At 66.9% G+C, this 21679-nt stretch carries 20 protein-coding genes and 1 pseudogene; 8 read left to right on the plus strand and 13 right to left on the minus strand.

Going from position 1 to position 21679, the window contains the following annotated elements; translation table 11 throughout:
• Together M1L58_RS15270 and M1L58_RS15275 are read left to right on the plus strand one after the other, a co-directional pair.
• Positions 1-1455, plus strand: coding sequence for a wax ester/triacylglycerol synthase domain-containing protein (locus M1L58_RS15270; protein ID WP_248659522.1), 1455 nt, complete (start codon positions 1-3; stop codon positions 1453-1455).
• A 106-nt stretch (positions 1456-1561) separates the two neighbouring features.
• Positions 1562-1762: a hypothetical protein gene (locus M1L58_RS15275; protein WP_374112732.1), complete on the plus strand. Its 201-nt coding sequence runs from the start codon at positions 1562-1564 to the stop codon at positions 1760-1762.
• A 9-nt stretch (positions 1763-1771) separates the two neighbouring features.
• Here the strand turns inward: M1L58_RS15275 and M1L58_RS15280 are convergent, their stop codons facing one another.
• From M1L58_RS15280 to dnaB, 4 genes are all read right to left on the minus strand, one after another.
• Positions 1772-3100, minus strand: coding sequence for a DoxX family protein (locus M1L58_RS15280; protein WP_248659523.1), 1329 nt, complete (start codon positions 3098-3100; stop codon positions 1772-1774).
• 131 nt (positions 3101-3231) lie between these two features.
• Positions 3232-4542 (minus strand): MFS transporter, encoded by a 1311-nt coding sequence (locus M1L58_RS15285; protein WP_248659524.1) that lies wholly within the window; start codon positions 4540-4542, stop codon positions 3232-3234.
• A gap of 200 nt (positions 4543-4742) precedes the next feature.
• Positions 4743-5195 (minus strand): hypothetical protein, encoded by a 453-nt coding sequence (locus tag M1L58_RS15290; protein WP_248659525.1) that lies wholly within the window; start codon positions 5193-5195, stop codon positions 4743-4745.
• A gap of 147 nt (positions 5196-5342) precedes the next feature.
• Positions 5343-7592 carry a replicative DNA helicase gene (gene dnaB / locus M1L58_RS15295; protein ID WP_040537047.1) on the minus strand — a complete coding sequence of 750 codons (2250 nt, stop codon included), beginning with the start codon at positions 7590-7592 and terminating at the stop codon, positions 5343-5345.
• Positions 7593-8167: 575 nt separating this feature from the next.
• Between dnaB and M1L58_RS15300 the strand changes: the two genes are divergently transcribed.
• On the plus strand, positions 8168-8833 hold the full coding sequence (locus M1L58_RS15300; protein ID WP_154885419.1) for a hypothetical protein: 666 nt from the start codon (positions 8168-8170) through the stop codon (positions 8831-8833).
• 146 nt (positions 8834-8979) lie between these two features.
• On the opposite strand, the gene rplI is transcribed toward M1L58_RS15300, so the two are convergent.
• The 4 genes from rplI to rpsF all read right to left on the minus strand — a co-directional run bounded on the left by rplI (position 8980) and on the right by rpsF (position 10729).
• Positions 8980-9435, minus strand: coding sequence for a 50S ribosomal protein L9 (gene rplI / locus M1L58_RS15305; protein WP_006868587.1), 456 nt, complete (start codon positions 9433-9435; stop codon positions 8980-8982).
• 19 nt (positions 9436-9454) lie between these two features.
• Positions 9455-9712 (minus strand): 30S ribosomal protein S18, encoded by a 258-nt coding sequence (rpsR, locus tag M1L58_RS15310; RefSeq protein WP_005194109.1) that lies wholly within the window; start codon positions 9710-9712, stop codon positions 9455-9457.
• Positions 9713-9809: 97 nt separating this feature from the next.
• Positions 9810-10331 carry a single-stranded DNA-binding protein gene (locus M1L58_RS15315; protein WP_006868586.1) on the minus strand — a complete coding sequence of 174 codons (522 nt, stop codon included), beginning with the start codon at positions 10329-10331 and terminating at the stop codon, positions 9810-9812.
• Positions 10332-10447: 116 nt separating this feature from the next.
• Entirely contained in the window at positions 10448-10729 is a 282-nt protein-coding gene (rpsF, locus tag M1L58_RS15320) for a 30S ribosomal protein S6 (RefSeq protein WP_004020660.1), read from the minus strand.
• A gap of 237 nt (positions 10730-10966) precedes the next feature.
• Here rpsF and M1L58_RS15325 point away from each other — a divergent pair, with 237 nt between their 5' ends.
• Positions 10967-12424 (plus strand): hypothetical protein, encoded by a 1458-nt coding sequence (locus tag M1L58_RS15325; protein WP_248659526.1) that lies wholly within the window; start codon positions 10967-10969, stop codon positions 12422-12424.
• Position 12425: 1 nt separating this feature from the next.
• Positions 12426-13007 (plus strand): GNAT family N-acetyltransferase, encoded by a 582-nt coding sequence (locus tag M1L58_RS15330; protein WP_248659527.1) that lies wholly within the window; start codon positions 12426-12428, stop codon positions 13005-13007.
• Here M1L58_RS15330 and M1L58_RS15335 read toward each other — a convergent pair.
• The 5 genes from M1L58_RS15335 to M1L58_RS15355 all read right to left on the minus strand — a co-directional run bounded on the left by M1L58_RS15335 (position 12987) and on the right by M1L58_RS15355 (position 18981).
• Positions 12987-13430, minus strand: a complete 444-nt coding sequence (locus tag M1L58_RS15335; RefSeq protein ID WP_248659528.1) for a hypothetical protein — start codon at positions 13428-13430, stop codon at positions 12987-12989. The two genes, M1L58_RS15330 and M1L58_RS15335, sit on opposite strands and share 21 nt — an antisense overlap.
• A 36-nt stretch (positions 13431-13466) precedes the next feature.
• The gene (locus M1L58_RS15340; RefSeq protein ID WP_248659529.1) at positions 13467-14408 is read right to left on the minus strand and encodes an 8-oxoguanine DNA glycosylase OGG fold protein; all 942 of its coding nucleotides are present in this window, start codon (positions 14406-14408) and stop codon (positions 13467-13469) included.
• Positions 14409-14481: 73 nt separating this feature from the next.
• A complete protein-coding gene (locus M1L58_RS15345; protein WP_248659530.1) occupies positions 14482-16140 on the minus strand; it encodes a glycosyltransferase family 87 protein in 1659 nt (552 codons plus the stop codon).
• The gene (locus M1L58_RS15350) at positions 16100-18460 is read right to left on the minus strand and encodes a transglycosylase domain-containing protein (RefSeq protein ID WP_248659531.1); all 2361 of its coding nucleotides are present in this window, start codon (positions 18458-18460) and stop codon (positions 16100-16102) included. The genes M1L58_RS15345 and M1L58_RS15350 overlap by 41 nt, the downstream gene beginning before the upstream one ends.
• A gap of 128 nt (positions 18461-18588) precedes the next feature.
• Positions 18589-18981, minus strand: coding sequence for a DUF5318 family protein (locus M1L58_RS15355; RefSeq protein ID WP_006868579.1), 393 nt, complete (start codon positions 18979-18981; stop codon positions 18589-18591).
• Positions 18982-19205: 224 nt separating this feature from the next.
• Here M1L58_RS15355 and M1L58_RS15360 point away from each other — a divergent pair.
• The 3 genes and pseudogenes from M1L58_RS15360 (at position 19206) to M1L58_RS15370 (ending at position 21677) form a co-directional block, all read left to right on the plus strand.
• Positions 19206-19984: pseudogene (locus M1L58_RS15360) on the plus strand (PadR family transcriptional regulator).
• Positions 19977-21068: an inositol-3-phosphate synthase gene (locus tag M1L58_RS15365; RefSeq protein ID WP_039879823.1), complete on the plus strand. Its 1092-nt coding sequence runs from the start codon at positions 19977-19979 to the stop codon at positions 21066-21068. The pseudogene M1L58_RS15360 and the gene M1L58_RS15365 overlap by 8 nt, the downstream one beginning before the upstream one ends.
• A 183-nt stretch (positions 21069-21251) precedes the next feature.
• On the plus strand, positions 21252-21677 hold the full coding sequence (locus tag M1L58_RS15370) for a hypothetical protein (RefSeq protein WP_248659532.1): 426 nt from the start codon (positions 21252-21254) through the stop codon (positions 21675-21677).
• Positions 21678-21679: the final 2 nt, after the last annotated feature.

Raw genomic sequence — 21679 nt, forward strand, 5'->3', positions numbered from 1 at the left:
ATGGCCAACGAGGGTGATCTCACCGAAGGCGTCGACCGCCCCCTGGACTGGGCAAGCGATCCCCACATGAGCGCGGTGGACACCATCATGTGGCGCGGCGACACGGACCGTCGCATGCGGGGAACGATCTGCATGCTGGAGATCTACGACTGCGATCCCGACTGGGACCGGCTGGTCGCCGCCCACGAGTGGGCGAGCCGGATGGCTCCGCGCTTCCGACAGCGGGTCGTCGATTCCCCCTTCGGGACCGGAACACCCAGCTGGGCAGTCGATCCCGACTTCGATCTGCACTACCATCTGCGCCGGATCAGCCTGGGCGGCGACGGCAGCATGCGTGAACTGCTCACCACGTGCGAGCAGCTGGCGATGACCGCGCTCGACGCCGCACGCCCGCCGTGGGAGGGCTACCTGATCGAAGGGTTGCCCGACGGCCGGGCGGCCTACTTCCTCAAGGCGCATCACGCCCTCACCGACGGACTCGGTGCGATCCTCGGCCTGGCGCAGTTACATTCGCCGACGCGGGAACACAACCCGAGCAAACCGCAACCGCCGAACCCCGACCCGGTCAACATCACGCCGGTCGACCTGATCCAGCGGCAGATCGTCGCGGAGGTCCGCCGGGTACCGCATCGGCTCGACACCACGTTCCGTGGCATCCGTGCGCTGACGAATCCGCGCCAGGCGTTGAGTACCGCTCTACGCTATGGCCGTTCGGTACCGCGGGTCGCTGGACTCGTCAGCCCGCCGGGTTCTCCGTTGCTGGCTCACCGCAGTCTGTCCTGGCGGTTCAGCGCCTTCGAGGTGCCGTTCGCCGACATGAAGGCCGCGGCGACCGCGGCCCGATCCTCGATCAACGACGTCTACCTCGCCGGGCTCATCGGCGGATTCCGGCTCTACCACGAGAAGATGGGCACGCCCATCGAGACGATGCCGGTGGCCATCCCGATCTCGGTGCGCCGTCCCGAGGATCCCGCCGGCGGCAACCGCATCGCGGTGGGCCGCCTGGCCGGTCCGGTCGGTATCGCCGACCCCTTCGAACGCGTGCTCACCATCCGGGAGCAGGTCCGGCAGGCCCGCCACGAGCCTGCTGTCGACATCTTCAACACTCTCGGCTCGGTGATGGCCTGGCTGCCCGGCACGGTCCTGATGCGGTTCAGCGGCACGACGAGCCAGAACGACCTCCAGGCCAGCAACGTCCCCGGGATCCCCTGGGAGACCTACGTCGCCGGCGCCAAGGTCGAGCGCATGTTCCCCTTCGGGCCTCTCCCCGGTTGCGCCATGATGGCCACGATGATCACCCACAACGGAACCGCCTGCCTCGGAATCAATTCCGACGGTGCAGCAGTCACCGACCAGGAGCTGTTCGCCGACTGCCTGGTCGCCGGGTTCGGCGAGGTGCTCGCCCTGGCCGCGGACGACGACGTCACCCCCGGCGAACTGAAGCGGGTGGTGTGAGGCGCCGACCGGTGAACCTCGATTCGACGATGCGACCTCGATCGAGGTCGTGTCGTCGAAGTGGCGTCTGGGTGTCGCACCGGTTCGATATCCCCAGGGCGGGCGCGTGACCACGGTGATGCTGATTCTCGTCCTCACCACCGGGGTGATCGCCGCGGTGTGCGCGATCCTGGCGGCCTTCACCTACCTGCGCCGAGGGAGAGATCCCGTCGCCGCCGACCGTGATGCCCGGCGGTGGCTGCTCGGCGTCGCGATCTTCGGGATCAGCGCGATCGTGCTGCGGTTCGTGTGGTTGTTGCTGCTCTGAGCGCGACTGTCACCGGAAGTACGGCTCGTCCTGCACCCAATTGAATCCCCTGCTCCGCAGGGTCATCGCATCGTGGTCCAGCCGGTGCGCGACGATCGTCGTCGGAGTCCCGTCGAGGTCTCCGGACAACACCAGCGTGTCACTGTCGGGACGGTCGATGGTCAAGGATGCGAGCGGTTGTTGCATCTGCATTGTGCCATCGGCGATCTCGGCCGGTACCGGGACCAGCGCGCCGTTCATCATCTGGAGAGTCGTTGCGCCACCGATGTCGAAAACGATCCGCTGCCAACGATTCTCGTCCGTCATCAGCGGCGGGACGGGCCTGCCATCGACACGGAAGTCCTGGACCGACCAGATTCCGTACAGCTCCGGCTTCGGAGCTCCCGCGCCGTACTCCTGGTAACCGGTCCAACTGGTCTGGGCCGCGCCGATCGCCACCCAGATGCCCAGTACCACCTGAACTCCCGCCGCCCACCGGTTGAGCTTGTCCCGCGTGAACAGGGCAGGCGGGTCGACAGGGTGCGCTGATCGCCCGAATACGAACAGATCCAGAAGGTTTCGCATCTGCGGCGCCAGCAGGATGAGCGAGAAGACGACCAGATGGAACGACAGGATCTTGACCGGGACGTCGAAGGTCATGTTGAGGATGAACACCTGCACCATCGCCACGAAGCTGACGATCGCGCCGAGCGTGGCCGTGCGGGTCCAGAAGAGCAGCAAACCGCCGATCACCTCGACGCTGCCGAGCAGCACCTCGTAGACCGGCGAACTCCCCACCTGGAGCCACAGCACCGATGCCGGGCTGAAGTCGCCGAAGGGTTCGAGCAACGCGGCGAGGGGTGGCGGCCCCATCTGCGACGGGATGACCTTCGCGAACCCGTAGAACAGCATCTGTCCGCCGAGCGCGAGACGAAGGTAGAGCGTCGTCCAGGACCACAGTCGGGCGTAGTCGGGTCGTCGGCGGTCGACGATGGGCCAGAGCAGAGTGCCCACCGCCGCCACGACGGCGATGAGGAAGAGGTAGATCCAGATAGCGGTCTGGTCCCCGCTGCCGGAGTCCACCTGGAGCACCGCGTCGACGCCGAAGACACTGCGGCCGACCCACTCCATCACCGGCGACAGCGCCCGCATCTGCCACAGGATTGCCGAGTCGGGCAACAGGTTTCCCGCCACGCCGACGAACACGAAGGTGATCTGCGCGAAAGTCAAACAGAACAAAGCCGTGTAGGTGAAGGTGAAGCGGAACACCACCTTCTTGGCCGGACTCCATGTGCGGGGCGGCGCCGGGGGTTCACTGGTGGAGACTGCCGGGCTCTCGGCTGTGTCGATCACACTCATGTCCCGACGGTAGGGCGGCGAAGGTGCCCCGCACATCGGTGAGAAGACCGAGCCCGACCCCTACTTTCGAGTGAGGTCGCTTCCGGGTCCACTCGGGGTTGACCGCGACTCCCGGCGTGGCCTGATCGGTCTCACGGCCGTTCGGGAACGGGACGCCCCGATTGACGGGACCACTGCTCCGGGTCATCCCGCAGCAACCGCGCGCGGCCTTTTCGGCGGTATCGCCAGATCTGTATCGCGCCCAGTCCCCAGAGCAGGAATTGCGCAGCCATCGCCCAGGTGAACGCCTCGGCCGGGTAACCGTCGACGCCGTCCGGGGTGCGCCAGTCGAGGATGAGGCCGATCAGTCCCGCCGTGACGAGGGTCGCCAGGAAGCCGGCCTGATTGATGAGCCCGGTGGCGGTGCTGGTGCGGGAGGCGGGGTTGGAGGTGCGGCCGAGGTCGAAGCCGACCATCGACGCGGGACCACCCATCCCGCAGATGATCACCAGGATGACGAGCAGCCAGAACGGCGCCGCGCCGGGCCACGCCAGCACCACCGCCCAGGCAGCCGCGATGCTCGCGATCACCCCGAGGACCAACGTCGACCGGTGCCACGGTGATCGGGTGATCAGCCACGCGAACGCCGGACCGAAGCCCATGATCGCGAGCACCATGATCGTCAACAGGAGACCTGCGGCGCCGGCGCTCAGGCCCTGGCTCTCCACGAAGAACGGGTAACCCCACAGCAGGCCGAGGACATTGGCGCTGAACGGTGTGGAGAAGTGCATCCAGAAACCCAGGCGGGTCCCCGGGTGTTCCCACGATTCACCCAGACTCTGCCGGATACCCGCCCACCCGAGGATCGGACCCGAGACCGAGCGCGCCGCCGGCGAATCGCGCACCACCACCAGCGTCGTCAACAGGAGCGCTGTCCCCATCGCTGCGGTGGCGAGGTAGGCGTGGGTCCAGCCCAGGGTCGACAGCGCCCACGTCATGGGGATCGCCGCCGCCACCGCACCCAACTGGCCGAGCACCCCGGTGAGCTGGGTCATCAACGGGATCCGCCGCGTCGGGAACCAACTGGTGACCAACCGCAGAACGCACACGAACGTCATCGCGTCGCCGATCCCGACGAAGAACCGCGACGACAGCGCCCACGGGTAGCTGTCGGCGAACGCGAAGCTGAACTGCGCGAGGGTGAGGATCAGGGTCCCGGTGAGCATCACCCGCCGCGGACCGAACCGGTCGACCAGGAGTCCGACCGGAACCTGCATCAGGGCATAGACCAGGATCTGCAGCACGACGAAGGTCGACAGCTGCGACGCGGTGATGTCGAAACGCTCGGCCGCCAGCAGGCCTGCCACCGCCAGCGAGGACCGCTGGAGAACCGCGACGAAGTAGACCGTGAGCGCGACCAGCCAGATGACCATGGCCTGGGTCGAGCGCGCGGGTGCGGTCATCGGTCGCCGACGTTCACGGGCGCGAGATTCGTTCGGTCACCTCACCATTGTCGGGGTCGGCGCAACCGAGTAACCCGGGACCCTGCCCGCACCCCGTCCCGACGATGTCTCCACACCTACTGACTGGGCGTCGACCGGCAGACGTCGTCTCGACGATGCGACCTCGATCGAGGTCGCAGGGTCGTACTGAGGTCGTGGGGTCAGCCGGCTCCGTTGTTCCGGGCCTCGATGGCCTCGACCGTATGCCGGAACTGCTTGCCCAGGACGCGGGGACCGACAGCTCCGAGCACACCTGCGAGGAGTCGCCCCTTGAGGTTCTTTCCGTCCCTGACGACGAGAACATCCACGTCGGTACCACCGGTGGGTTGCGGCGTGAGGGTGTAGGTGTGTCCCGAGGGGCCGCCCCACAGATTGGAGTCGGTGGTCGCCAAGACCACCCGATGCGGGTCCGCCCAGTCGTAGTGCAGGGTTTCCCAGATCCCGTTCGAACCCTCCGTGACATCGGCTTCGTGGGGTCCCTCGTGGTGCACCTCGAGGTAACTGTCCGCGCTGTTTCCGAAGAGTTCTTTCCGACCGGGCCCGAAGTCGGTGAGACCCGCCAGGAACTGCTCGGGTGTCACGGTGGTCTTCTCGTGCATGTGGATGGTGGTCATGGTGCTGCCTTGACGAGATGGGGATCCGCCCCCGCCGAGTCGGCAGGTGCGACTGACCTATCCAGGACACCACTCACACGAGCGTCGCGAAAGGGCACGCAGCCCGACCTGATCGAAGCGTTATCCCGCGCGGACTCTGCCCGGCGACTAACCCCTCGCCATGTCGACGAACCGGCTGAGGTGCAGCTGGTGAGCGACGGTGATGGTGGCGGTCGGGCCGTTACGGTGCTTGCCGACGATGATGTCGGCCTCGCCCGCGCGGGGGTCGTCACGCTCGATCGAGTCGGGGCGGTGCAGCAGGATGACCATGTCGGCGTCCTGCTCCAGCGAGCCGGACTCACGAAGGTCGGACACCTGCGGTTTCTTGTCGGTACGTTGCTCGGGACCGCGGTTCAGCTGGCTGATCGCGATCACCGGGACCTCGAGCTCCTTCGCCAGCAGCTTCAATTGACGCGAGAACTCCGAGACCTCTTGCTGTCGGGACTCGACCTTCTTGCCCGACGTCATCAGCTGCATGTAGTCCACCGCAACGACTTTCAGGTCGTGGCGCTGTTTGAGACGACGCGCCTTCGCGCGGATCTCCATCATGGTGAGGTTCGGCGAGTCGTCGATGAAGAAGGGCGCATCGGAGATCTCACCCATACGACGGGCCAGGCGCGTCCAGTCGTCGTCGCTCATGGTGCCGGCACGCATGTCGGCGAGCTTGACCTTGGCCTCGGCCGAGAGCAGTCGCATGACGATCTCGGTCTTGCTCATCTCCAGCGAGAACATCGCCGCGGTGAGGCCGTGTCCGATCGCCGCCGAGCGTAGGAAGTCCATGGCCAGCGTCGAATTGTGCGTGGGGACCATCGCCTCGCCGGCGAGGTAGAGGTGCTCGTCGTTGTCGACCTCGACGCAGCGGACCGGAACCGAGTCCACCGGCCGCACCGCAACGACGCGGCGGACGCCGGCCTTGCGTCGGAGTTCCTTGTGCCGAATTGCCTTGTGGTGGACGGTGAACACGTCCTCGTCGGCGTCGACGCGCAGCCAACCGGTCGCCGAGCGCTTGTAGTTGAATCCCAGGCCGGCGACCAGGTCGGCGACGACCGCGGTCATGTGCCGGGTCGCGGCGGGCACGGTGATCCAGCCATCGTCGTCGACGGTGGCGCGGGCGTCGAGGAGACCGGCCAGCAGCGCCCGACGCTGAGCGATCGAGCCGCGCAGATACTCGTAGGGGATCCGGCCGCCGAGGTCGGCCATCAGCGTCATCACGTCGACGGGCCCTTCGGCGTCGATGCGCATGCTGATCTCGGGATCGTCGAACGCCATCCCCGCCAGCGCCGCGACGGTGTACGGGCCGTAGGCGAAACGCTTGCGCGGCAACTCGAGTGGCGCGGTGTTGCGGATGACCGCACAGCCCACGTGTGCGCGCAGGCCCGCCGTGGTGACGACCTGCCGCTCGCCGTCGATCTCGGCCGCCCACTGGTGCTGCTCGTCGGCGACCAGCACGGCGCCGTCGTTGAACTCGACCTCGTAGCAAGGACGTTCGGTCATCACCTCGGTCGCGGCGACCACCTTGGTGGGTCGGCCGTGCGCGTCGAGCAGCTCGTCGCCCACCCCGACCTTGCCCATCGTCGTCCAGCCGGAGGGCGTGGGCAGCGGGGTGTCGAGGGCGAGCGCCTTGCCGACACCGGGTCGCGCGGCCACGATGATCATCTGGCCCGGGTGGAGACCGTTGGTCAGCTTGTCGAAGTCGGCGAAGCCGGTCGGCACACCCAGCGAGATGCCGCCGCGCGAGGCGATGGAGTCGATCTCGTCCATCGTCGGCTGCAGCAGCTCTTCGAGCGGGAGGTAGTCCTCTGCCTGACGGCGTTCGGTGACCTCGTAGACCTCGGCCTGCGCGCGGTCGACGACCTCGGCCACATCCTGGCCGTCGTTGCCCGCGTAGCCGTACTGCACGATGCGGGTGCCGGCGGTGACCAGACGGCGCAGGATGGCCTTCTCGGCCACGATCTCGGCGTAGTAGCCGGCGTTGGCGGCCGTGGGCACCGTCGAGATCAGGGTGTGCAGATACGGTGCGCCACCGATCCGCTTCAGTTCGCCCGACCGCTCGAGTTCGGCGGCGACGGTGACCGCGTCCGCGGGTTCGCCCTTGCTGTAGAGGCTCAGGATCGCCTCGAACACCGCCTGGTGCGCGGGCCGATAGAAGTCGGCCGTACGGATCTTCTCGACGACGTCCGCGACCGCGTCCTTGGACAGGAGCATGCCGCCGAGCACGGATTGCTCGGCCGCGAGGTCCTGCGGGGGTTGCCTACCGAAGTCCTCGGTGGGTGGGGCGTCGTCCCCGCCTCGACCTCGACCCCGTTCTTCCCGATCGCCGGCGGCAGGACCGTGCCCGCGGTCATCCACAACAGCCACGTGTGTCTAACCTCTCGCATACGCTCGCACCGCTCGCCCTGACGAGTGGATACGACCTCTGTGGTGTCGGCCCCGGCAGGCCACCTCGAGAGTCTCCGGTGTCGACGTACTGCTCTGTCTCTTGCTCTGTCCGTCTCTTTCCTATCGGGACGCTCCGACAACGACTGCCGGCGGGCGCGCGAAAACAGGACTGAGACCTGAGCCGAGACACTAAGACCTCCGCCACGACGACTCAAACCGGGCTGTTGATGGATCTGGGGAGGACTTGTGGACGACGTGTGAATGAGCGGGGGAGCGATTGTGCACCCGTTGTGGACAACCTGAGGAATTAGGGTGTGAACAACTCTGTTCGTGCAGGTCAGCGCCCCCAATAATTTCCACAATCAAGAAACTGAAAATCCTTCGCCACTCCTCGGCGCGTCGTCACTTGGGCGTGTTGCGACGACCGTTCAAGTGCGCGTGGCCAACAATTCGGTGAATTCCCCGAGTGATCTACGTAACAACCAGGCACGACAGCGCTCAGCTACGTGCCATCTCGCCGGATAGCCGACCGCGACCCGAATCCATGTGATGCAATGTCGATCGTGTCGAGGTTGGGGTTGGGAACCGGGGTCATCCGCCGAACGGTCGCTGCGGTGGCCGCGCTGGCGGTCGCGGCCGGGATCGCGCTGGGAGCGCCTCCGGCAGACGCCGCGCCCGGTCCCACGATGCCCGTCGAATTCGACCTGTCGCGGTACCAGCCGGTCGATCCGACGACCTTCCGCTCGATCGCCTACGGCGACAACGGGCGCTCGTTCTTCACCACCGGCCGCTGGATGTGCCAGATCGGGCAGGCCTACCGCTACGTGGGCTGCCAGGGCCGTCCGGCGACCGCCCCGCCCACCGCGACCGGCGCCGCCATCACAGCGGACCAGCAGGGTCCGTGGTGGGTCAACCGAGACCAGACGTACCGCTTCGGTTCGAAGACCGGGTTCCGTCCGCCAACCCTGGCCGTCGGCAAACGCGTCACCATCGCCGGGGTCACCTGCACCGTGCCGCGGCGCGACGTCGTCGCCTGCCGCACCGGTGAACGGGCGTTGATCTTCACCCCGGCGTGGCACAAGTTCTTCTTCCCGTCCTGGGACACCCTCGGCCCGGGTAACAACGCCGTCGCGCACAGCGCCAATCCGGCGCCCCGGTACCTGCCGCCGCGGCTGCAGTACTGGAATCAGTTGCCCGCCAACCCACCTGCCCCGAAGTAGGAGACCTCGATACGCAGCGTCCTCGCTGCGCTCGGTCGTCGCTACTCGGCCGGCGGAGGGTGGTCGGCGTTTCTCGGCCGCAGGTCAGACACGACAAAGGCCGGGTGGAATCTCTTCCACCCGGCCTTTGTGTGTCGACGCTGGGGTCAGCTGGCGGCGACGACGGCGAGCTGCACGGTTGCCGAGACCTGCGGGTGCAGGGTGACGGTGACCGGGTAGCTGCCGGTGGCCTTGATGTGACCCTTGGGCAGCACGACGTTGCGCTTGTCCACGACGGGTCCGCCGGCGGTCTTGATGGCACCGGCGACGTCTGCCGCGGTGACCGAACCGAACAGCTTGCCCGAGTCGTGGGTCTTGACGTCCAGCGAGACTGCGTCGAGACCCTCGAGGGCCTGCTTCAGCTCGTTGGCGTGCTCGAGACCACGGACCTCGCGGGCCTCCTGCGCACGGCGGATGCCCTCGACCTGCTTCTCGGCGCCGCGGGTGGCCTTGATGGCCAGGCCGCGGGGCAGCAGGTAGTTGCGGCCGTAGCCGTCCTTGACCACGACGATGTCGCCGGCTTCGCCGAGGTTCTCCACGGCGGCGGTGAGGATGAGCTTCATGCCAACTGATCCTTTCCGCTTATCGGCTGGTCGAGGTGAAGGGCAGCAGGGCCACCTCACGCGAGTTCTTGACGGCCACAGCGACGTCACGCTGGTGCTGCACGCAGTTACCGGTCACGCGACGCGAGCGGATCTTGCCGCGGTCGGACAGGAAACGACGCAGAAGCGCGGTGTCCTTGTAGTCGATGACGGCCTTCTTGTCCTTGCAGAAGCTGCACGCCTTGGTCTTGGTGACCTTTTCGACGCGAGGCTTCCGGCTGGCCTTTGCCTTTGCCATGTGTGTATTGCTCCAGTCAATGCTTCTTCGGGATCGGTCACTGCCGTGCCCGAGGCTGTCCGAAACCGGTCACCCGAGGTGCCGGCTCCGGGAGATATCAGAAAGGTGGTTCGTCGTCCCCGCCACCGAACGATCCGCCGCTGCTGGCAGGCGCGCTGCCCCAGGGATCGTCGGCGACCTGCTGGTTCGATCCGCCGCCGCGGCTACCGCCGCCGCCACCGGATCCGAATCCGCCGCCGCCACCACCGCCGCCGCGCGAGGCGCGGTTGACCTTGGCGGTGGCGTACCGCAGCGAGGGGCCGATCTCGTCGACCTCGAGTTCCACGACCGTGCGTCGTTCGCCTTCTTTGGTTTCGTAGGACCGCTGCTTGAGCCGTCCCTGCACGATCACCCGGGAACCCTTGGTCAGGCTTTCGGTCACGTTCTCCGCGGCGTCGCGCCAGATGTTGCAGCGGAGGAACAGCGCTTCGCCGTCCTTCCACTCATTGGTCTGGCGGTCGAACGTGCGCGGGGTGGAAGCCACCGTGAAGTTGGCAACCGCTGCGCCGGACGGCGTGAACCGCAATTCCGGGTCGGCGGTGAGATTGCCGATGACGGTGATGACCGTGTCGCCTGCCATGTGTGTTTCCCCTTGGGTCGTAGGTGGGCACTCGCTGATCGACATGCACCGGGATTTCCTGGGTCAACCCTAGAACCCGGTACCGACGTCTTCAGACGTTCAAGAAACCCTGTGGATTACTTCCGCAGGACCTTGGTGCGCAGAACCGACTCGTTCAGCTTCAGCTGACGGTCGAGCTCGGTAACCGTGGCGGGCTCGGCATTGAGATCGATGACGGCGTAGATGCCCTCATTGTGCTTGAGGATCTCGTAAGCAAGACGGCGCTTGCCCCAGATGTCGACACCATCCACCGAACCGCCATCCTTGCGGACAACATTGAGGAAAGTATCGAGTGAGGGTGCGACGGTGCGCTCGTCCAGATTCGGATCGAGGATGACCATCAATTCGTAGTGACGCATAAGACCACATCACCTCCTATGGGCTAGGTCGGCCACGGACTGTCCGTGGCAGGAGGGTCGCCTGCGTCGGCAACCGGTTCAAGATACATGACCAGGACGTTTTCGCGGAAATCCGAGGTCGTGAGCACCGGTTCAGCGGCTGGTGACGACCTCGTTCTTCGTGGCTCGTCGCTCGCGCTGCTCGCACGTCGCACCTCGCGGAGCAGGGATCGGACACGACGACCTACTCTGTTGGCCATGTCGGAGCCGCGGACCAGTACGCCTCGGCGGATCCCGTGGCTGTCCGGCCGCGGTGAGACCGCGGTCATCGTGCTGGTGTCACTGCTGGCCACCGCGGCGACGATGTTCTGGAGTTTCCAAGCCAAGGCCCGCTGCGGCGGGGCGCCGTTCGACGCCGACGGCCGCAGCGCCAACTGGCCCTCCGGCGATCCCGGCGGTCTCATCCCCTGCTACTCGGACCTGATGTACCTGTGGCTCGGCCGCGACATCAACAACCACGTGTTCCCCTACATCCACGGCGGGATCACCGGGGACGGCACGTTGTTCGGCGGCGTCGTCGAGTACCCGGTGTTGTCCGGTCTGTTCATGTACGTCGGGGCGATCGGCGCCGACACCGACACCGCCTTCTTCACCCAGTCCGCACTGCTGCTGGCGCCGTTCGGATTCGCGATCACGGTGATGCTGGCGCTGATGGTCCGCTGGTGGGCGCTGCTGTGGGCGGCCACGCCCCCGCTGGTCCTGTACTCGTTCCACAACTGGGAGCTGCCGGTGGTGGCGACCGCGGTCGCCGCGATCGCGGTGATGACGTGGGGCGGTTCGATCGACCCCGACACGGGCCGACGACGACTTCCGTTGCGGGCCTGCGCCGTGATGGCCGCGGTCCTGCTGGCCATCGGTTTCTGCCTCAAGCTGTATCCCGGGATCTTCGTGCTGCCGCTGGCGGCCTACGTCCTGACCGGAGGCGCCGGCGGACTGCGGCGCGCCGGGCAGCGCGGCCTCGACTGGGTGGGTGCGGCGTGGGTCGCGGCCGCCGCGGTCATCACCGTGGTCGCGATCCAGTTGCCGTTCATGGTCCTCGGATTCGACGGCTGGAAAGCGGCACTGACGTTCCAGGGGCGGCGCCGGGCCGACGTCGACACCAACTCCATCTGGTACTGGGGTCTGCGCTATCTCACCGGGACGACGGACACCTACCACTCCGTCGTCGGGGTGGCGTCACCGTTGCTGATCCTCGTCGGCTTCGCCGTGGCCATGTACCTGGGGTGGCGCCGCTACGAGCGGATCGGCATCTTCCCCTGGATCGGTGTGAGCGGGGCCATGCTCGCCGGCTTCATGCTGTTCCACAAGGTGCACTCACCGCAGTACACGCTCTGGATTCTCCCGTTCTTCGTGCTCATGCGGGTCCGCTGGCAGGTGATCGCCGTCTACCTGATCACCGACATCGCCCTCGACCTGACGATCTTCCGCCTGTTCCCCATCCGCGACGCCGGCGATCCCCTGCCCTGGTGGGTGCTCACCGGAGTCGCCGGCTCGGTCTGGGTGCACGCGGCGCTGCTGGTCTACCTGATCGGCACGCTCGCCCGCACACCGCTGCGGGAACCGCTCGCGTCGAGGACGATCCGCACCGCCGCGGGACCGGATGATCTCCACGGAGATCCGGCGACTCAGCCGGTACCTGCCACGGACCGTGCCTGACATGAGTTCCTGGTTGGGCTCGGGCCCACTCGTCGGCGAGCGGGTCACCCTGCGGCCGTTGACCGTCGACGACGCTCCGGCGCTCGCCCGCGTGGTCGGGGATCCCGACCGGTTCCGCTGGTCTCCCGGCGTCCCCGTCGACCTCGCCACCGCCCACCGTTACATCGACGCCGCCAACGCCGACCCCGATGCGCGTGTGGCGTTCGCGGTCGTCGACAACGTCGACGGCCAGGTCGTCGGGTCGACGAGCTTCTACGAGATCGACCACGCCCACCGAAGTGCCTGCATCGGGTACACGTTCTATGCCGAACGTGTTCAGGGGACGACAGTCAACCCGACGGCGAAGTTCCTCCTTCTGCGGCACGCGTTCGAGGACTGCGGCGCCGTACGGATCACCTGGCACACCCACGAGCGCAACGCCCGGTCGCGCGCCGCGATCGAGAAGCTCGGCGCCCGATTCGAGGGACTGCTCCGCAAACACCGGCAGTTCGGTGACGGCTGGCGGACCACCGCGCTGTACGCGATGACCGACGACGACTGGCCGGCCGCCAAAGCCGAACTGCTACAGAGGATGTCCGCCTGATCCGGGCTCTCTCCCCTCGGGCTCCTTGGTGTGGTCGGGGTGACCGTGCGTCCGTCGATCCTCTTTCATCCGCGCCTCGTGGAGGTGCGTGATCCCATCGGTCAGCTCGTTCCGTGCCCGATCGGCGTGCTCGCGCAGCGGTTGCCAGTAGGTGGCGTCGAACTCCTCGACAACCTGGAACGTCCAGCGGCCGTTGATGACATTGCGTCCGACCATCTCGGTGGCGAGCGCATCCGCGATGTCGGTGTGCCCGTCCTCGCGCAGTGCATCCACGGCCTCGCCGAGCAACAGGTCCGCGCGCCCGATGAGCTGATGGAAGGTGTAGAGGTGGCCACGGGCGCGCTCGACGTACTCCAACGCCTCCCCCACCTTGCCGACCGCCTCTGCGGTGCTGTCCGGGATGTTCTCGCCACGTTCAGCCATATCCGGACCATACCCACGACGGGCCCGCCTCAACCCTCAGAGGCGGCGGCCGAGGTAGCTGCCATAGACGTAGTCCTCGTCGAACCCACCGTTGATCTCGCTGACCTCGCCGTTGAGTGCCTGGCTGATCTTGCGACTCAGTTCCCGGAATTCGGGTTGCGCCTCAGCGGATCTCGGCGCCAACGCGGAGAGGGTGCACAACCAGCGATGGACAACGCGCAGATCGTCGGTGGACAAGGGGCCGCGCACCCAGTTCGCCTTCTCCCAGGTCTGCCGCTCCCACGCCTGCCACGGGTGGTCCCATCCGGTCGGAGGCGAGATTGCGAAGAGGCCGCGCACGATGACGTCGTTGCGATCCACCCCGGCGTCCGTGCGCCAGCGGTCCACGAGCCGTGAGTAGGCAACGTAGTCGGCGGCAGTCCAGACGCCGTCGCGCAGGCCCTTCCACCCGGCGCGTCGCAACGACCGGCCCACCTTGGCCTCGAGCACCGGACTCGGATGTTTCGGGTCGCCGCCGCCCGCGAAGTACAGGAACCAGGTGAAACCACCCGGGCCGAGGCGGTCGATGGTGTTGCCGCCCTTGTCCGGTCGCAGCATCGCGTATGCCGCGCCCGGATCGTCGCGACTCGCGAGGGCGGCCTCCTGGAGAAGCCTCCCGAGGCGCTTGCGGTCCGCGGCCACGGCAGCGATCCGCTTCTTGCCGTCGGCGTTCTGCCGACCCAGGCAGAACGCGACGACATTCCACAGCAGCGCGATCGCGTCCTCCGGGGATTCGCCGGCCACCGCACCGAGCGCGAACAGCTCCTGCCGACCGATTCGACTGCCGTGCAACGTGTTCGGCATCTCGAACTCCGCCAGCGTATCGGTCCACCACTGATGGTCGACCAGTACAGAATCGGCGAGGAGTTCGGCCGTTCGGTCGCCGGCGGCGAGCCAGTCGGTGAGGTCGTCGGGGACTGCGAGTTGCAAGGTGTTCATGGTGGATTGGACGCACCGGCACGGCGTCCGGTTCCCTCGGGTCCGCATCGAACCGCGGTGCGCGGCTACCGGATCACGAAGCCCCGGCCGAAACCGGCTCGGCCACTTCGTCTTCGACTCGTCGCACTCGTCTCGACGGCAGACGGAGCCGGATGCGGTCTGGTGCGCCGTCGAGCACCCCGCCGGCCGGGTCGTCGTACCAGCGTCCGTCGTTTCGGTGTCGGACGAGGTCGTCCTTGGGATGCCAGATCTGCCAGACCACGACCGCACACAGCACGAGGACGATCAGTCCGCGGAGCACCACCGCGGTGGTGAACCACTGGTCGGGGAGCCAGCGTCGCTCCTGGTCGAGGAACAGACCCATCCGTGGGATCCAGACCAGCGCGTCGATCGTCATCCACGTCAAGAGCAACCGGGTGTGCGGGATCGCGAGGACCGCCAACGGCACCAGCCACAACGAGTACTGCGGGCTCCACACCTTGTTGACGAGGAGGAAGCCGGCCACCGCGAGAAACGCAAGTTGCGCGACCCGGGGACGGAACGGCGCGCACAACCCGATGCCGGTGACCGCCACCAGGACGAGGACGGTCAAACCGACCGACAGCGCGTTCAGATGGTTGATGTTCCATGTGAAACCAAGCGTGTCGGCGAGGATGCGGTAGATGGTGTCGGCATCGGCCGAGCGGTCGCCGTTGAACCGGAAGAACTCCCACCACCCGGTCGGGTACGGGATGAGGATCGGCAGGTTGACCAGCAACCAGGCGGCGATCGCGGCCCCGGCCGTTGCCCCGAACTCGCGGACCCGGCCGGACCGCAGACACAATGCTCCCAACACCACCAGGAGCAGCGCGGGATAGAGCTTTGCAGCGGCACCGACCCCGATGGCGACGCCGGCGATCCACGGCCGGTCCCGTGACCAGGCGAGCAGCGCGACCGCGACGGCGGCCGTCGCAATGGTGTCGAAGTTGGTGAAGGCGTGCACGAAGACCAGCGGCGAGAGCGCCGCCAGCCAGACCGTCCATATCCGGGTGCGTGCGGTCAGGGCCGTCGCCCAGATCGTGACCAGCCAGAACAGCGCCAGACCGAGCGCGACGATGGTGAAGAACAGCACGACGTCGAGCGCGCCGGGGACACCCCAGTTCTCCTCGGCCCACACCCAGCCGCGTGTGAGCTGCGCGGCGCCGTACATGAACATCCCGGTGAGGACCGGGTACTCCATGTAGCGCTTGATGGTCTGGCCCCCGGCGTCCTCCTGGAACCAGAAATCGCGGTAGGGCAGTGCCCCGATGTTGAGTCGTTCGGCGCCGTACAGGCTGATGACGTCGCTGTAGCAGAGGTTGGTGAACTGCCGCTGGTCATCCCAGTCGAGTCGCATCTCGGCGCCCGGCCGACCCGCCGAACCATCGTCTGGCGGAGCCTGCTGCAGACAGCTCGCCTTACCGAACCAGCCAAGGGCCAGTCCGCACAATGCGAGCGCGAACAACACACGCAGCGGTGTCAGGTGGCGGCTGCGGCCGATGACGGCATGCGCGCCCGCCGGGCCACCGACGAGTGAACTCGCCTCGCGCACCAGGTTGTCCGAGCGCGTGGGGAGTACTCGTTCGGCGTCGACGCGTTCGTCGCGCGCCAACGGCGCAGGGCTGTCCAAGGAAGGGTCGGCTGCGTCGACAGAGTCAGCCGGGGGATCCTGGTCAGCCGACGGGCGGTTCAGGGGTTCCTCCGCCGTCCTCACCGCCGGGCTGGTTGCCTCCGCGACCCGGCGTGTTCCCGCCGCCGGCACCACCACTGTCGGGCGAGTTGCCGTCCGGCGAGTTGCCACCGCCGTTGCCGCCTCCACCGCGCGGGCCTCCCGGGAGCGGGATGGTGACGCCCGGTGCGAGTGTCAGGTTGCCGTCACCGCCCTGATCAGGGATCTCGAAGGTCGGTGCGGAAGGTCCGCGCGAGCGCGTCGACGGCGCGTAGGTCGTCGCCGGCGCCTCGTACGGGATGCCGACCTCTCCGCCGATGGCCTCTTCGGGTTCGGGGAACTCCTTGATCTCCTTGCCCTCGAGGGCGGAGTTCATGGCCGCCTTCCAGATCTGCGAGGGCAGGCCGCTGCCGTAGATCGACGCGCCGCTGTAGTTGGTGAGCGCGGTGCCGTCGTTGGTGCCGACCCAGACCGCGGTGGACAGCTGCGGGGTGTACCCGACCATCCATGCGTCCTTGTTCTTACCGGTGTCACCGAGCTGCACGGTGCCGGTCTTGGCAGCGGCGGGACGCGCGCCGAGCGACGGGTCGTAGAGCGAGTTGCCGTTGGAGTACGCCGGGATCGGTTCGAGTGCCGCGGTCACGGTGTCGGCGACCTTGGCCGGGAAGACCCGCTTGCCCTCGTTCTTGCGCTCGAAGAGCACCTGGCCCTCGGAGTCGGTGACCTTCTGCACGAAGTACGGCTCGTGGTAGACGCCGGAGGCCGCGAGCGTCGCATACGCCGAGGCCATGTCGATGACGCGCGACTGGTACTGGCCCAGCACGACGCCGCCCTCGGGCGAGCCGTTCGCCTCCTGCAGGGTCTTCTCGATGTTGCCGAAGGACTCGGCGACGCCGGCTCGGTGCGCCGCGTCGGCGACATCCCGGGCGCCTCGTTTGAGGTCCATCATGAGGCGGTAGTAGACGGTGTTCAGCGACATCTTCATCGCGGTCGCGAGGTTGCACGAGCCGCAGCTCTCGCCGTCGGAGTTCTCGACCGTCAGTCCGCCGCTGGCCTCGAAGGGCGCCGAGCTGTAGGTCTTCGACAACGGGATGTCCTGTTCGAGGGCCGCGATGAGGGCGAAGACCTTGAACGACGAGCCGGTCTGGAGGCCGGCCTGTGCGAGATCCCAGCCACCGGCGTTGTCACCGCCGTAGTAGCCGCGCACCGCGCCGGACTGCGGGTCGATGGAGACCACCGACGCGAGGAGGTCGTTGGGCTCCCCGTTCAGCTGGCCGTTCGGGCACTTGTAGATCTTGTTCTTGCGGCAGGCCGCCTGGACGACGCCGTTCTGCACCTGGGGGTCGATGGTGGTGCTGATCTTCAGGCCGCCGGTCTGCAGCTGCTTCTCGGTGATGCCGACGCTGCTGAGTTCTTCGAGGACCCGACGCTTGATCAGACCGTTGGGACCGGGAGTCTCGTCACTGCCGTTGACCCGCGCCTTGACGGTCTTGGGGAAGACCGCGTTGTCGGCCTGCTGCTTGGTGATGGCTCCGGTCGCGACCATGCCGCTCAGCACGTAGCGCCACCGGGCCTCGGTCGCCTCGAGATTGTTCTCGGGGTCGTAATACGACGGCGCACGGATGACGCCGGCGAGCAAAGCCGCTTCCTCGAAGGTCAGCGGGTTCTTCTTGGCACGCACCGGATCGGTGATCGACTTGTTGAAGTACTTCTGCGTGGCGACGGCCACACCGTAGGCGCCGCGTCCGAAGTAGATGGTGTTGAGGTAGGCCTCGAGGATCTTCTCCTTGGACCAGCCGTGCCGCTCGTTCATCTTGGCGGCGATGGCGAGTTCCTTGAACTTGCGATCGAAGCTGCGTTCGTCGCCGACGATCGCGTTCTTGACGTACTGCTGGGTGATCGTCGAACCACCACCGGCGGAGGTGTTGCCGGTGATCTGACCGATCACCGCGCGGGACAGGCCACGCGGCGAGAAGCCGTTGTTGGTCCAGAACTCGCGGTCCTCGGCGGCGACGATCGCCTGGATCATCGTGTCGGGGATCTCGTCGAACGGCACCACCTGGCGGTTGCCGTCGGGCTGGGTGATGTCGGCAAGGGTGCGGCCGGAGGTGTCGACGATCGTCGCCTTCTGGCTGACCTCGGGTTCGGGGATCTCCGCGGTGAAGTAGGTGAAGGCGAACGCGATGATCAGCACCAGCACGATGGCCGGGACGATCGCACCCACCGCGCCGAGCGCCCAGGCGAACCGTTTCTGCCGCTCCTCCGCGGCCTGCCTGTTGGCTCGTCCGTTGTTACCGCCACCGTTGCGACCGGGACGGGATCCGGTACCGCGCGGTGTGGGCGAAGAACCGTACGCCTCGCTCATCGTCCACCTTTCCTACCGGGCCGTGCGGCGCGTTCACACCGTTGGCCTCGGTCTCAATTCTCTAGCCTCGTGCCACTCCACTTTGACAGCCCGCATGAGGCCGCGGCAAAAAGCCGCAGGCCAGCGCGCTACTTGGCCACACGTCGGGTGCGACGCGTGGTCCGCGGCGGCAGCCCGGCAACGTATGACTGCACCAAATGGTTCCAGCTGCACGTCCGACACACTTCGACGACATGCACCGAGAACTCCTCGGCGGTGGTCGCCAGCCGGGCGATCTCCTCTGCGCTCCGCGCTGAGCCGCTCACCTGACCCAGACGTTCGCCGAACACCCAGGAGACAAGCGTGACCTGCTCTTTCCGGCAGATCGGGCACATCGTCTCGCTGGGCCGACCATGGAACTTCGCCGCGCGCAGAAGATACGGACTCGCATCGCACACATCGGCCACGGCGGTCCGGCCCGCGTGGACCGAGGACAGCCGAGCGCGCCGCTGCAGGGCGTAGTCGACGATCTGGCGTTGCACGGTTTCAAGCGTACGTGGTCACAGGTTTGTCGTCGGCGCGACGGTCCGGGCGCTTCACCGAGACGAGTAGTCCCCTATTGCGGCCCGGGGCCCGGAGTACCTCCCTCGACCGACCTCCTCGTGGACACGGTTATATCGGTGCGATACATTGGCAAACACATCGGAGCGAGGTGTTGTGCTGTCAGCACCTTCCGACACATCGACGGACCGGAGGGGGTGACGAAGTGCTCGAGCTCGCGATTCTCGGATTGCTTCTCGAAGCCCCGATGCACGGTTACGAGCTGCGCAAGCGACTGACCGGTCTCCTCGGGGCTTTCCGTGCCTTCTCCTACGGTTCGCTGTATCCGACCCTGCGTCGGATGCAGGCCGACGGTCTCATCGACGAAGCCGACGCGCCCTCGGGCATGAAGGTTCGTCGTGGGCGTCGGGTGTACCAGCTCACCGATGCCGGTCGCGCTCGGTTCGCCGAGCTCGTGGCCGACACCGGTCCGCAGAACTACACCGATGACGGTTTCGGTGTGCATCTGGCGTTCTTCAGCCGGACTCCCGCAGTTGCGCGCATGCGCATCCTCGAGGGTCGTCGCCGGCAGGTGGAGGAGCGCCGCGAAGGGTTGCGGGAGATCGTCGGACGGTCCAACCGGGCGGTCGATCGCTACACCCGCCAGCTGCATCAGCTCAGCCTCGAGTCCAGCGAACGGGAGGTCCGCTGGCTCAACGAGCTGATCGCCGCCGAGAGCTCCCAGCAGCGAGACGGGACTCCAAGTCCGTTTGATTCCGACACATTCGATCCCGACGACACCGCTCGGGACGACGCCGGAACCGAACAGTCACCTGTCGATCCGGGGCCGGGCACCGGCACCGGACGATCCGATGACGAATTGCCAGAACCGGACTCGACGCAGAGCCGGGACGAACAGCTCGGGCACCCGAGCAAGTGAAAACACCGGTGGCGCAGCGAAGGTCTGCGACGCCGCAACAAGAAGGAGAGCCCGACCATGGGTGAGCCCAATAAGGTGCGCGTTGCCATTGTGGGCGTAGGAAACTGCGCTTCATCCTTGGTGCAAGGCGTGCAGTACTACAAGGACGCCGACGAGAACGCCAGCGTTCCCGGCCTGATGCATGTGAAGTTCGGTCCGTACCACGTCCGCGACGTCGAGTTCGTCGCCGCGTTCGACGTGGACGCCAAGAAGGTCGGCTTCGACCTGTCCGACGCGATCTTCGCGAGCGAGAACAACACCATCAAGATCGCCGACGTGCCGCCGACCGGTGTCACCGTCCAGCGCGGCCACACCCTCGACGGTCTCGGCAAGTACTACCTCGAGACCATCACCGAGGCCGACGGCTCGGGTGTCGACGTCGTCCAGGCCCTCAAGGACGCCGAGGTCGACGTCCTCGTCAGCTACCTGCCGGTGGGCTCGGAGCAGGCCGACAAGTTCTACGCACAGTGCGCCATCGACGCCAACGTCGCGTTCGTCAACGCACTCCCGGTCTTCATCGCCTCTGACCCCGAGTGGGCCCAGAAGTTCACCGACGCCGGTGTCCCGATCGTCGGCGACGACATCAAGAGCCAGGTCGGCGCCACCATCACCCACCGCGTGATGGCGAAGCTGTTCGAGGATCGCGGCGTCACCCTCGACCGCACCTACCAGCTCAACGTCGGCGGCAACATGGACTTCAAGAACATGCTCGAGCGTGAGCGCCTGGAGTCCAAGAAGGTCTCGAAGACCCAGGCCGTGACCTCCAACCTGACCGGCTCGCTCGCCGGCAAGGTCGAGGACAAGAACGTCCACATCGGCCCGTCGGATCACGTCGCATGGCTCGACGACCGCAAGTGGGCCTACGTCCGCCTCGAGGGTCGTGCCTTCGGTGACGTGCCGCTGAACCTGGAGTACAAGCTCGAGGTCTGGGACTCCCCCAACTCGGCCGGCATCATCATCGACGCCGTGCGCGCCGCCAAGATCGCCAAGGACCGGGGCATCGGCGGCCCGATCCTCCCGGCATCGGCCTACCTGATGAAGTCCCCGCCGAAGCAGCTCGCCGACGACGTCGCGCGTCAGCAGCTCGAGGCGTTCATCGTCGAGGCCTGATCCTCTTCGGAACGATCCACGACGGTCCCCGTCGGGATTCGTGAGGTACATCCTCACGATCCGGCGGGGACGTCGTCGTTTCCGGCGACAAGTTCGTGAATCCGCCCGTGACCTGGTCGTCGGTGCCCGAGAATGATTCCTCGAACCACCAGTTGCCGGACGAGCGACGAGGAGACGACCGGGATGGCTTCGAAACTGATCAGGGCTTGTGTCGCAGTGGCTGTCTCGGGTGTCGTGGTGATGCTCGGTCTGTCCGGGGGTGGAACCGCGGCCGCCGCACCGTCACCGACGCCGGCCGCGACCGTGGTGGGCGGTTGCGACGGCGCGAAACTGGTTCAACCACGCACCCTCTCGTCGATCTTCTGCGCCGATGCCGGCGTGATCGTCACGGACGTGACCTGGCTGGCGTGGACCGACGCGTTCGCCGTCGGCTTCGGTACCGAGAACCGCAAGCTGTGCGAGCCGAGCTGCGCGGCCGGGAAGGTCGCGAAGTACCCCGTCGGGATCTGGCTCTTCGCACCGAAGAAGGGCGCGTTCACCCAGGTCTCGCTGTACTCCTCGATCACCGGTCCGCCGGAGACCTATCAGCTCACCGGCTCCGTGCGCTGATC

It is taken from the genome of Gordonia sp. C13, assembly GCF_023218005.1.
GTDB lineage: Bacteria > Actinomycetota > Actinomycetes > Mycobacteriales > Mycobacteriaceae > Gordonia > Gordonia namibiensis.